A 12,752-nucleotide genomic window follows, 5' to 3' on the forward strand; every position below is an offset into this window, starting at 1 on the left:
TCTTATTCATCTCTATTTGTATCTTAGCACTACTAAATTTAGAAACTTGAGAAAATGAAAAACATATTTTGTATTATTTTGTTCTTATCGGTATTAGCAGTTCCTGCGCAAAATAAACCTGATACTTTAAAAGTGATGACGTTTAATATTTTGCACGGAGCTACCACCAAAGGTGATTTCAATCTGGAGGCAATTGCGGGGGTTATTAACAAATACAATCCTGATCTGGTTGCCATGCAGGAAGTCGATTTCAAAACCAAAAGAGCAAAAAAATACAACTTACCACTAGAATTAGGATATAGGACTCAGATGATGCCCCTTTATGCAAGAGCGATGTATTATGATGGAGGAGAATATGGTGAAGCTGTATTATCAAAATACAGTCTGACATACACGGAGAATATTGCATTACCACATCAAAAAACATCAGAACCTCGAGCAGCCCAGGTAGCCAGATTTGAAACCAGGCAAGGAAATACCATTCAGTTTGTAGCTACACACCTGGATCATTTGAGGAATGAGACGGATCGTTTAATGCAGGCTGATGCATTAGTAAAAGAGTTTAAAAACGAAACATATCCTACGATTTTAATAGGAGATCTGAATGCGCAGCCCGATAGTGAAACAATGAAAAAGCTATATCAGGTGTTTCATAAACCGGATATGGAAGAGGCATATAAACCAACTTATCCATCAACAGGACCTAAGATATGCATAGACCATATCATGTTTAATCAACCTGAAAAGTGGTCTGTTTTAAACTATGAGATTATTTGTGATGATTATGTAACGGATCACTGTATTGTGGTGGCGACCTTGATATATAAACCCTAATTAATTTTAGGACCTTTGTCTTTATGCTTGAATCTTTTGTGAGTCCACAAATAGTATTCAGGCTTTTTCTTTATTTGGGCCTCCAATAACTCAGTAAAACGATCTGTGATTTCATAATCAGGAAGGTCTTTGGGTTCTTCTGAAATTACACTGAACGAAGTTTCGTAATACCCGCGTTTTATTTTTTGGATGTCTAAGAATAATACCGGGCAATTAAGACCTTTGGCAATTTTTTCAGCGCCTACAAATACAGGCACCTCAATCCCGAAAAACTCACGCCAATATTTGGCTCTGCTTGGCATAGGAGATTGGTCAATAGCTAAACCATAAAGCGCAAGCTCACCTTCTCTGTACTTTTGTAAAATCGTCTTGGTGGTATCGTACCTGGATATTAAAAAAGCCCCATGACGCGTTCTTATTTTTTTTACCAGGCGATCGAAATACTTATTATTAATAGGTTGATAAACAGCATAACCATTGTGCCTAATCTGGTAACCTAAAGACATTAACCATTCATAGCTGGCATAATGTCCACATAACAAAACAACACTTTTATTTTGATTTTCATAGGCTTTAAGGACTTCGATATTCTTAAACTTAAACCTTTTTTGCATTTCCTCCTTTGAAATGCTCAGAGATTTAATCATCTCCAGAAATAAATCACATAAATGATGGTAAAACTTTTTTTCAATGATTCGTATCTCAGTTTCATTCTTATCAGGAAAGGCCAGCTTCAGATTCCCTCGAACTACTTTTTTACGGTAACCAATAAGTCGGTAAACAATAAAGTAAACAAAGTCAGAAACTTTATAAAAAATGGGGAATGGAAGCTTGGAGGTAAACCAAAGCATCGGATATATAAGAAGGTATACAAGTAACTGCATGAATAGATTCTTTGCTTCGGCAAATATAACTATATTTGACTCTAAACATTTATATTTAATATGAATTTACAACTAGTTACTATTGCAATTATAGCCGCCAATGTCATTATTTCTATGAAAGGATTTAATGATTTTTCTTTTTTTGAACGGTACAAATTTCACGTTGGGAGTATTCGACGAGGAGAGCAAATTCGAATGCTTACTTCGGGTTTTTTACATGTAGATTGGTCTCACTTGTTTTTCAACATGTTTACCCTATACTTTTTTGCGCCGGTGGTTATCATGTATTTTGGAACGGTAAAATTTTTATTGATATATCTTATTAGTTTATTCGCTGGTAATTTACTTGCCCTGTTTTTTCATAAGGATGAGTACCATTATAGCGCAGTAGGTGCAAGTGGTGCTGTTACAGGTGTTTTGTACGCAGCAATATTGCTACAACCGGATATGAGATTAGCACTAATGTTTATCCCTATACCTATTCCTGCCTATATTTTTGGAATCTTATATCTTCTTTATTCGATATATGGAATGCGTAATAGGGTAGGGAATATTGGCCATACTGCCCATTTTGGTGGTGCTGTCGGTGGCTATGCCGCTACCTTAATTTTCAGCCCTCGATTATTAGAAACTGATACCTTGATGGTTGCGTTATTAGCTGCGCCAATTGTAGTACTTTTTATACTTGAAAAAGCGAAAAAGAATTAGTTTGGCACGAGTGTTGTTTAAGGTATTGATAAATTATCAAACTATGAAAAAAGCAATATTAATTTTAGTAGCAATGACTACAGTAGGTTTACAGGCCCAAAACAACAAACAGATAAATCCATCAGTTTCAGTAACCGGTGAAGGTCTGGTGAAAGTGGTGCCAGATCAGGTGCTCATAAATGTAAGGGTTGAACATGAAGGGAATTCAGCTTCTGAAGTAAAACAGAAAAACGATGAGTCTATTAGTCAGGTGTTCTCTTTTCTGAAAAAGATGAAAATTGACAAAAAAGATGTCAGAACAGAATACCTGAACCTTAGAAAGAACTATAACTATCAAACTAAGGAGTACAGATATGTAGCGAACCAGTCAGTGTCGATCCTTTTGAGAGACCTTAATAAGTATGAGGAATTGTCTCAGGGATTGGTAAGTTCGGGTATCAATAGAATCGATGGCGTTCAGTTTAAATCTTCAAAAATGGAGGAATACATGTCTGAAGCCAGGATTAAAGCAATTTTAAATGCCAAACAAAAAGCCGGGGAGTATGCTGGAGCAATTGACCAGGAAATAGGTAAAGCAATACATATAAGCGAAACAACAGCTTCGGTTCCTCCGAGACCGATGTTCAAAATGATGGCAGCAGATACTATTGAATCAGGTGGTGCAGAGCAAACTATTGCTACTGGAGAATTAGAAATTAAGGTAACAGTGAATGTCGCTTTTGAATTGAACTAAATAAACTTTTATATGAATTAAAAGCTCAGCCAGTTGGTTGGGCTTTTTTTTGTTTAAATGATTCGGTGTGGTAAGGATTGAACTATTTAAGTTTCGCGGCGTGTAAACAATTTATTTTTACGCTTGTCCAAAGGTGCCTAAGGGATAATTAAAGACTACTCAAAAAGGCTCTAGGCCCGGTGCAAAGGCATAGATAAGGCATAGATAAGGTATATATAAAGTATGGATACAATAAGGTTAGAAATATAAAAAGCGACTAAATAAATCTAGTCGCTTTCTTTTCTTATGGTTGTGGGGAGAGCAGGATTCGAACCTGCGAAGGTAAAAACCAACAGATTTACAGTCTGTCCTCGTTGGCCGCTTGAGTATCTCCCCAGCCTTTGCTGTCACTACCGTATCGGTGGTTAAGCGGTTGCAAATATACTACAGTTTTTAGTCTGTGCAAGTAAAAAATAATATAATTTTAAATGTTTTTCATAAGCCGTTGAAATAGTGAAAAATAAAAAAGCCACTCATTTGAGCGGCTTTAGTAAATATCTTAAATATTAATTGAGCTTAGTCTAAAATCTCAGCAACTTTAGCTCTCAATTCTTCACCTCTTAGGTTTTTGGCAATAATTTTACCATCCGCATCAATAAGATACGTAGCCGGGATAGCTCTGATATTGTATAATTGAGCTACTGGATCTTGCCAGAATTTTAAGTGAGAAACATGGTTCCAGGTAAGACCGTCGTCTTCAATAGCCTTTTTCCAATCTTCTTCTTTTCTGTCTAGAGAAACACCAACAATGTTAAGGCCTTTATCGTGATAGTCATTATATAGGGCTACAACATTTGGATTTTCTGCTCTACAAGGCTTACACCATGCAGCCCAGAAATCTATTAAGGTAACTTTCCCTTTTGCTTGACTAAGAGTTAAAGAGTCTCCCTCTACAGTAGGAGCAGTAAAATCCGGAGCTACAGCACCAACACTTAACTTGTTAAGTTCAGTTAACTTCTCTTTAATGTTCTGTCCTTGTTCCATTTGCTTTAAATTATCAGCAAAGGCTTCAAAAATAGGAGCTAAAACATCAGGTCCCTGAGCACCAGAGTTAAGAACTCTCTCCATGATCAGTAAAGAAATAAACGAGTTCGGATTTTCTTTTAAGAAGTTTAATTCATAGTCCTTATTCTCTTCTTGAATCTCCATATAAGCTTCTTGAATGGCTTTCATTGAAGTTGTGTCGTTTTCTTGCCTCGCAGTGTTGAATTCTTCTCTTAAAGCACTAATTTTTTTACCCATTTGCTTAGTGCCTTGCAAGTATTTATAGAAATCTTCATTAGATGGAGTTCCCGATATAACAGATGCATTTAAGCTATCTTTGTAGGCAGTAATATTGATAACACCTTCTTCAGCTACAAAAGGAACAACTCCTTGTACACCTTCTATTCTTATCAAGTGCATCGTAGGATCTTCTGCTTTACCAGAGAACTTTATTTCTCCTTCGGTAACTTGTACAGTGTCAATCACCTGAGGTGGGGTGTTTCCCGATGGCTTTTGTAGATAAACATTAGTACCATCTTCCACGCTTCCTGCATCTACTATAACCTTAAAAGTGTTTTTTTCTACTCCGTTACTACATGCTGTTATAGCAACAGCAAGTATTAATAATCCCAATTTTTTCATTAAATCTTATTTTTTCGCTTTGTGCAAAGTTAAACTTTAAAGTATATTATAAAAGTTTATTTAAAAACCATTAACAAAAAAAGCCTTCTTTATAAACAGAAGGCTTTTAATATGTTAAAAATATGTTTAGAATTGATACCTGATACCTAGAGCGATATCAAAATCAAAATCATCATCAAATCCGTCATATCCAACTAATCCTAATTCAGGTCTAAAATCCAATGACAATAAAAGCGGAATGTCAAAATTATATTCAATACCGATATCACCAGCAGCGAAAATAAAAGCCCCATCATTGTCATCATCAAATCGATCATCGTTGAAATCAACACTTCCGATACCACCACCGGCACCAACATACCAATTGAATCTTCCCTCAATAGGCATTACCCATTGATATAATCCAGTTAGTTTAAAGGCGTCAAAATTATTGTTATCTCTCCAGCCAAGATCAAACTCCAATCGATTCATATTTCTTCCCAATGCTCTTTGATACGAAATCTCCGCACCAAATCCATCACTGTCTCCTAAGCGAAGTCCTAAAGCATTTTCCGAAACTTCCTGAGCATTAGAGTTTAATGCAAATCCAATTGATAGTAAACCTAAAAAAAATAATTTTTTCATACGTATTGTTTTTGTTAATAACGTTTACAGCGCTAATTTAGTTCAACATTTTTATTTATTTATAAAATGAATCCTAAAAATAAGTTGAATAATCTGGTTAAACAGCTTCATGGAGAATTACACCATGATGCGCTTCATAAAGCTATTTATGCCACCGATGCTTCGGTATACCGAGAGTTACCAACCGCTGTTTCATTTCCTAAAGATATATACGATCTAAAACTGTTGATAGATTTCGCGAGGAAAGAAAACACTTCATTAATACCTCGCACGGCAGGTACGTCTTTAGCCGGACAATGTGTGGGAGAGGGTATTGTCGTTGATGTGTCGAAATATTTTACAAACATACTGGAATTAGACGAACAAAATAAAACCGTTACCGTTCAACCTGGAGTAATCAGAGATGAATTGAATCAGTACCTGAAGACCTATGGTTTATTTTTTGGTCCGAATACTTCAACGGCTAACAGGTGTATGATAGGGGGTATGGTTGGCAACAATTCCAGTGGTACAACCTCCATTAAATATGGAGTAACACGAGACAAGGTTCTGGAACTTGAAGTACTTCTATCTGATGGTTCTGAGGTTGTCTTTAAACCATTACTTCCTGAAGAGTTTAAAGAAAAACTGGAATTACATTCTTTGGAAGGAGAAGTGTACAGAACGGTTTTTGATTTATTGAATGACCAGAAGAATCAACAGACCATAAAAAGTGAGTTCCCAAAACCTGAAATTCATAGAAGAAATACAGGGTATGCCGTTGATGAATTACTAAGATTACTACCCTTTAATAAAAATGGCGGTAAGTTTAATATGTGTTCTTTGCTGGTAGGAAGTGAAGGAACCCTTGCTTTTACTACCAAAATAAAACTCAAACTAGATCCATTACCTCCTCAACATAATGTAATGGTCGCAGCACATTTTAAAAGTGTTAGTGAAGCCTGTAAAGCCGTAGTTCCTGTTATGAACCATGGCTTATACACCTGCGAAATGATGGATAAGGTAATCCTCGATTGCACAAAAAATAATAAAAGTCAAGTGGCGAACCGGTTTTTTATAGAAGGAGATCCGGAGGCCATTTTAATGTTGGAACTGGCCGATAATGACCTTGAAAAGCTTGAAGTACAGCGTCGAAAACTCATCGAGACACTAGAAAAGACAACTTCGTCTTACGCACATCCTTCGCTTTATAAAGAGGATATAGATAAGGCTTTGGAGCTCAGAAAAGCAGGACTTGGACTTTTGGGTAATATCGTTGGGGATCATAAAGCAGTAGCCTGTATAGAAGATACTGCGGTAGCAATTGAAGATTTATCAGATTATATTGATGAGTTTGCACAAATCATGCAGAAATATAATCAAAAGGCAGTCTATTATGCACATGCAGGGGCAGGAGAACTGCATTTAAGACCAATCCTCGATTTAAAAACATCAGAAGGGGTTCATTTATTCCGGGCTATTACTACCGATGTGGCCGTGCTGGTTAAGAAATATAAGGGATCCATGAGTGGAGAACATGGTGACGGAAGGGTGCGATCGGAGTTTATAAAACTAATGATTGGCGAAGCTAATTATAATTTGCTTGAGCAAGTTAAAACGGCATTTGACCCGGAGAATATCTTTAATCCTGGTAAAATAGTGAACTATGTAGCCATGGATGAGTCACTGCGATATGAAAAAGATCGTCAAGAGCCACACATAGAAACCTTAATGGATTTTTCGGATTCAGAAGGAATCTTAAGAGCTGCAGAAAAGTGTAATGGTAGTGGAGATTGCCGTAAAACACATCATGCAAATGGTGCCATGTGTCCTAGTTATCATGCTACCAAAAATGAAAAGGATACCACGAGAGCCAGAGCGAATGCCCTGCGTGAATTCTTAACCAATAGTGATAATAAGAATCGTTTTAGTCATAAAGAGCTTAAAGAGGTTTTTGATTTATGCCTTAGTTGTAAGGCGTGTGGAAGTGAATGTCCAAGTAATGTTGATATTGCATCATTAAAAGCGGAATTTCTATATCAATACCAATCGGAAAACGGCACTACGCTGAGAGATAAGGCTTTTGCCTATAATACGAAACTAAACAAGTTGGGAAGTAGATTACCATTTCTAATAAACAATCCAATCTCGAGAAAAATTGTTAAAAGTATATTGGGGGTTGCTCCGGAACGTTCGCTTCCTGAAATTTCAAGCTATAATTTCGACAGACACCTTCAAAGTGCTAAAAACAAAAATATTACAAATAGAAAGGTGCTGTTATATATTGATGAATTTACAGAGTTTTTAGATATAGAACTGGGTAAAGATGCCATAGATTTATTACAAGCTTTAGGTTACGAAGTTGAACTTTATTACGGTGAAAGCGGAAGGACGTTTATTTCAAAAGGCTTTTTAGCTCAAGCCAAAAAAATTGCCAAAACGAACCTTACCAGACTAAATAAATTAGTAGACGATGGTTGTCCGTTAATCGGTTTAGAACCTTCAGCTATATTATCGTTCAGAGACGAATATCACAGATTATTACCAAATGATGCGAATGTAAAAAGAGTGGCTGAAAACGCATATTTAATAGAAGAATTTCTTGCCGGTGAAATAAAGGATGGTAAGATAAACAGCTCTATGTTTACCAAAGAAAATAAAGAAATAAAGATTCATGGTCATTGTCATCAGAAAGCATTATCGAATCAAAAGGTTACGTTTGACATACTTAACTTGCCGGATAACTTTAAGGTAAGCATTATAAATTCCGGATGTTGTGGAATGGCAGGATCTTTTGGATATGAGAAAGAGCACTATGAGGTAAGTATGAAGGTAGGCTCGCAAAGATTATTTCCCGCCATAGAAAAGACCGCCCCTGAAACTATTATAGCAGCAAATGGCACTAGTTGTAGACATCAAATTTATGACGGAACCAAACGCACAGCGAAACACCCGGTAACCATATTAAAAGAAGCATTAATATAATACCTGAATTATGTTTAAGTATATCTCTGTTTTAATTCTATTGTTAGTTGGTTGCAAATCGTCTAAAATGGAAACCCTCAGTAAAAAGGAATGGAATATTATCTGGGAAGATAATTTTGACAAAGACAAGGCTCTTGACCACAGTAAATGGACCAAAATAAAAAGAAACAAGGCAGATTGGGGAAATTATATGACTGACTATGAAGGCTGCTTTGAAATTAAAAATGGAAACTTACACCTAAAAGGTATTCAGAAACCGGACCATATCAATGACACGGTTCCTTATTTAACAGGAGGAGTAGAAACCAAAGGGAAGTTTTCCTTTCAGTACGGTAAAATAGAAATTAAAGCTAAACTCGATAGCGGAAAAGGAGTATGGCCTGCGATTTGGATGTTGGCAGATCAGCCTAAATATGGAAAGTATCCAAGAAATGGAGAAATTGATATTATGGAACACCTGAACTATGAAAACAAGATCTATCAAACAGTGCACTCGTATTACACCTTAGTCTTAAAAGAGAAAGAAAATCCTCCCTATTATAGTACAACAGAAGTCAATACTGAAAACTTTAACGTGTATGGATTAGAGTGGTATCCCGATAAATTGGTTTTCACCTTAAACGGTAAAAAAACCTTTGAATATCCGCGATTAGATAATGTAGATGAGACCCAATGGCCTTTCGACCAGCCATTCTATTTAATGATAGACATGCAAATAGAAGGAAGTTGGGTAGGAGAGGCGGATCCTAAAGACCTGCCGGTAGAGATGATCATTGACTGGGTTAAGGTTTATCAATAAAAGTAACCTATTTTTTACCGGTGATCGTAATGGCTGCGAGTAACTCTTTATAATTTAATGATTTCAAGTCTTCGTCAGAGTAAAACGGACTCAATTTGTCGTTACTGAAATGATAGAGTTCCCATCGCTTGTCGTGATACTCTAATGCAGTTAAATTTTCAACCCAATCTCCGGAGTTTAAATACAAGCAGGTACCGTGTTTATTCGTTTTACGAACCATTTGTGGTTGATGAATATGTCCGCATATCACATATTTATAACCGTTTTCAATGGCAAGATCTGCAGCAGCTTTTTCGAAATCCCCAATATACTTTATGGCCTTTTTGACACTGTTTTTTATTTTTTTAGATAGTGAGTACTTTTCCCTTCCTAATCCAACCAATACCCAATTTATAAACCTGTTTAACAGAATTAGAAAATCATACCCCCAACCACCAAGTTTGGCAATCCATTTGGTATGTTGAATGGAGGCGTCAAAAACATCACCATGAAATATCCAGGCCTTCTTTCCGTCCAGGTTCAAAATAAGTTTATCCAGAATATGAATATTGCCCATAGACACATCACTGAATTTACGAAGCATTTCATCGTGATTACCCGTAATGTAGTAGACCTCGGTCCCCTTGGTAGATAAATCAATTATCTTTTTTATGACCTGTAAATGAGCTTTTGGGAAAAATCTTTTTCTAAATTGCCAGATATCAATAATATCTCCGTTAAGGATTAACTTTTCCGGATTAACACTGTTTAAATAAGATAATAATTCTCCAGCGTGGCATCCATAGGTTCCGAGATGTACATCCGATATAACTACTGTTTTAACTTTACGTTTTCTCAATGCAATAATGTTTATACAAAAAAACATGCTTCGTTTTACTCAAATATTAAAATGTAATTAATTCTATATGAGAAGATTGTTAATATAACATCACTAATTAAATGTGAATATTAATTTAGGTTTACTGGTATTTAATTTTTGTTTATTTGTATTTAGCTTTATTTTTGAACAAAAACCAAAACTATATGGCGGGAAATTCCTTCGGGAACCTGTTTAAGGTAACCACATTCGGAGAATCACATGGAGAAGCGCTGGGCGGTATTATAGATGGATGTCCAGCCGGTGTCGAAATAGACTTCGAAGCTATTCAAAAAGATTTAGATAGAAGAAAACCAGGCCAGTCGGCTATTGTAACACAACGAAAAGAACCTGATGAAGTACGTTTCCTGTCGGGGATATTCGAAGGAAAAACAACAGGGACTTCTATCGGGTTTATCATCGAGAACACCAATCAAAAATCTCACGACTATTCGCATATAAAGGACAGTTATCGTCCGAGTCATGCTGATTATGTATACGATCAAAAGTATGGTTTCAGGGATTACAGAGGCGGAGGAAGAAGTTCTGCCCGTGAAACAGCCTGCAGGGTTGTAGCTGGAGCTATCGCCAAGCAAGTACTGCGAGATGTAAACTTTCAGGCATTTGTTTCCGCAGTCGGAGAAATGTCTTTGGATAAACCTTATGAAGAATTAGATCTCAATGTAGCTGAATCCAACATAGTCAGATGTCCTGATGCTGAAAAGGCTTCAGAAATGGAATCCTATATAAAAGAAATTCGTAAACAAGGAGATACCGTAGGTGGTGTTGTCACTTGCGTTATTAAAAATACACCTATTGGATTGGGTGAACCGGTTTTTGACAAACTGCATGCTGAACTCGGAAAGGCTATGCTTTCTATTAATGCGGTTAAAGGTTTTGAGTATGGAAGTGGTTTTGAAGGTTCCAGAATGAAGGGTAGTGACCACAATGATAAGTTTAATACCGACGGTACTACCAAAACTAATTTTAGTGGTGGGATACAAGGAGGAATTAGTAATGGAATGGACATCTATTTTAATGTGGCATTCAAACCGGTAGCTACGCTTATTCAATCTTATGAAACAATAGATAAAGAAGGTAATATAGTCAAGATGCAAGGAAAAGGTCGACACGACCCTTGTGTAGTGCCTAGAGCTGTGCCTATCGTTGAGGCTATGGCAGCATTGGTACTTGCGGACTACTACCTTTTAAATAGAGCTTCTAAAATATAAAGCTCAAAAACCTAAAATAATCTTTATGAAGAAACTAGCTTTACATTGGCAAATACTTTTGGGAATGTTAGTTGGGGTGCTTTTTGCCCTGCTAATGATTCAGTTTGATTGGGGACCAAAATTTGTAACTGATTGGATTAAACCATTTGGAAATATTTTTATAAATGCCTTAAAACTAATTGCTGTTCCTTTAATTCTTGCATCCCTTATAAAAGGGGTCTCTGATCTTAAAGATATCTCTAAACTCTCTAAAATGGGAGGAAGGACCATCGGAACCTATATTATTACTACTGTAATAGCTGTTTCTATTGGTTTAACAGTCGTTAATGTCATTAAACCTGGGAAGACTATAAAAGAAGAAACGCGTAATGAGTTAATGGACAGTTATAGTGGTGATGCAAGCAGTAAAATTGCCGATGCCGAAAAGCAAAAAGAAGCAGGACCATTACAGGCCCTGGAAGATTTAGTTCCAAGTAATATTTTTAATGCAGCCAGCGATAATGGTAATATGTTACAGGTTATTTTCTTTGCCATCTTCTTTGGAATAGGCCTCATTCTTATTCCTGAAGAAACAGCAAAACCTGTTAAAGCCTTTTTTGACGGCTTTAATGAAGTGATCTTAAAACTCATAGATCTGATTATGCTGGCAGCGCCATATGGTGTTTTTGCCTTGCTAGCCGCATTAGTGGTTGAAGCTCCAAGTGCAGATTTATTTAAAGCCCTTGGTATGTACGGGATAACGGTATTATTGGGCTTAGGTCTAATGATTGGAGTTTATATCTTAATTGTCTGGGTATTTACCAAAAAAACGCCAAAATTCTTCCTGAATGGTATTTCTCCGGCTCAATTACTGGCATTCTCAACAAGCTCAAGTGCAGCAACTTTACCTGTCACCATGGAAAGAGTTGAAGAACATCTTGGAGTAGAAGAAGAGGTAACCAGTTTTGTGTTGCCTATAGGGGCTACGATAAATATGGATGGAACCAGTTTATATCAGGCTGTTGCAGCTGTCTTTATAGCTCAGGCGTTCGGTATGAACCTTGATATTGCCACGCAATTAGGAATTATAGCGACCGCCACTTTAGCATCAATAGGAAGTGCAGCAGTACCCGGAGCAGGAATGGTAATGCTGGTGATTGTTTTAGCCCAGGCTGGAATACCGGAGGCCGGTTTAGCTCTCATCTTTGCTGTAGACAGACCCCTTGATATGTGTAGAACAACTGTTAATGTTACTGGAGATGCAGCAGTATCGATGCTGGTTGCCAAGTCGGTAGATAAACTGGGAGAACCCCACGTAAGAGATTGGGATGATATTTATAAGAATAAGCCTAAGGAACAATAGACTTTAAATAATTGATTGTTAAGCCTGTGAATATACATTCACAGGCTTTTTTCATATGTAAAATTAGGTTTAAATAAAGATTCTGTTTAACTTAATTAATATGTTTTAGAC

Annotated in this window: 11 protein-coding genes and 1 tRNA gene; 7 read left to right on the plus strand and 5 right to left on the minus strand. The window is 36.6% G+C overall.

Going from position 1 to position 12,752, the window contains the following annotated elements:
- The first annotated feature begins 54 nt into the window (after positions 1-54).
- The gene (locus tag BM361_RS12600) at positions 55-834 is read left to right on the plus strand and encodes an endonuclease/exonuclease/phosphatase family protein (protein WP_074979244.1); all 780 of its coding nucleotides are present in this window, start codon (positions 55-57) and stop codon (positions 832-834) included.
- Here BM361_RS12600 and BM361_RS12605 read toward each other — a convergent pair.
- Positions 831-1,718, minus strand: a complete 888-nt coding sequence (locus BM361_RS12605; RefSeq protein ID WP_074979246.1) for a lysophospholipid acyltransferase family protein — start codon at positions 1,716-1,718, stop codon at positions 831-833. The genes BM361_RS12600 and BM361_RS12605 overlap by 4 nt on opposite strands.
- 60 nt (positions 1,719-1,778) lie before the next feature.
- Here BM361_RS12605 and BM361_RS12610 point away from each other — a divergent pair, with 60 nt between their 5' ends.
- Entirely contained in the window at positions 1,779-2,426 is a 648-nt protein-coding gene (locus tag BM361_RS12610; RefSeq protein ID WP_038263639.1) for a rhomboid family intramembrane serine protease, read from the plus strand.
- 43 nt (positions 2,427-2,469) lie between these two features.
- Positions 2,470-3,159 carry an SIMPL domain-containing protein gene (locus tag BM361_RS12615; protein ID WP_074979441.1) on the plus strand — a complete coding sequence of 230 codons (690 nt, stop codon included), beginning with the start codon at positions 2,470-2,472 and terminating at the stop codon, positions 3,157-3,159.
- 292 nt (positions 3,160-3,451) lie between these two features.
- Here the strand turns inward: BM361_RS12615 and BM361_RS12620 are convergent.
- The 3 genes from BM361_RS12620 to BM361_RS12630 form a co-directional block, all read right to left on the minus strand.
- Positions 3,452-3,534: transfer RNA gene (locus BM361_RS12620), tRNA-Tyr, on the minus strand.
- A gap of 180 nt (positions 3,535-3,714) precedes the next feature.
- A complete protein-coding gene (locus tag BM361_RS12625) occupies positions 3,715-4,824 on the minus strand; it encodes a TlpA disulfide reductase family protein (RefSeq protein ID WP_038263642.1) in 1,110 nt (369 codons plus the stop codon).
- Between the two features lie 126 nt (positions 4,825-4,950).
- Entirely contained in the window at positions 4,951-5,448 is a 498-nt protein-coding gene (locus tag BM361_RS12630; RefSeq protein ID WP_074979248.1) for a hypothetical protein, read from the minus strand.
- A gap of 66 nt (positions 5,449-5,514) precedes the next feature.
- Between BM361_RS12630 and BM361_RS12635 the strand changes: the two genes are divergently transcribed.
- Positions 5,515-8,412 carry an FAD-binding and (Fe-S)-binding domain-containing protein gene (locus BM361_RS12635; protein ID WP_074979249.1) on the plus strand — a complete coding sequence of 966 codons (2,898 nt, stop codon included), beginning with the start codon at positions 5,515-5,517 and terminating at the stop codon, positions 8,410-8,412.
- Between the two features lie 10 nt (positions 8,413-8,422).
- Positions 8,423-9,211 carry a glycoside hydrolase family 16 protein gene (locus BM361_RS12640; protein ID WP_074979251.1) on the plus strand — a complete coding sequence of 263 codons (789 nt, stop codon included), beginning with the start codon at positions 8,423-8,425 and terminating at the stop codon, positions 9,209-9,211.
- Between the two features lie 7 nt (positions 9,212-9,218).
- On the opposite strand, the gene BM361_RS12645 is transcribed toward BM361_RS12640, so the two are convergent.
- The gene (locus tag BM361_RS12645; protein ID WP_038265294.1) at positions 9,219-10,049 is read right to left on the minus strand and encodes a UDP-2,3-diacylglucosamine diphosphatase; all 831 of its coding nucleotides are present in this window, start codon (positions 10,047-10,049) and stop codon (positions 9,219-9,221) included.
- A gap of 185 nt (positions 10,050-10,234) precedes the next feature.
- Here BM361_RS12645 and aroC point away from each other — a divergent pair, with 185 nt between their 5' ends.
- Together aroC and BM361_RS12655 are read left to right on the plus strand one after the other, a co-directional pair.
- Positions 10,235-11,299, plus strand: coding sequence for a chorismate synthase (aroC, locus tag BM361_RS12650; protein ID WP_074979253.1), 1,065 nt, complete (start codon positions 10,235-10,237; stop codon positions 11,297-11,299).
- Between the two features lie 25 nt (positions 11,300-11,324).
- Entirely contained in the window at positions 11,325-12,641 is a 1,317-nt protein-coding gene (locus tag BM361_RS12655; protein WP_038263658.1) for a dicarboxylate/amino acid:cation symporter, read from the plus strand.
- Positions 12,642-12,752: the final 111 nt, after the last annotated feature.

The organism is Zhouia amylolytica, assembly GCF_900116365.1.
GTDB lineage: Bacteria > Bacteroidota > Bacteroidia > Flavobacteriales > Flavobacteriaceae > Zhouia > Zhouia amylolytica.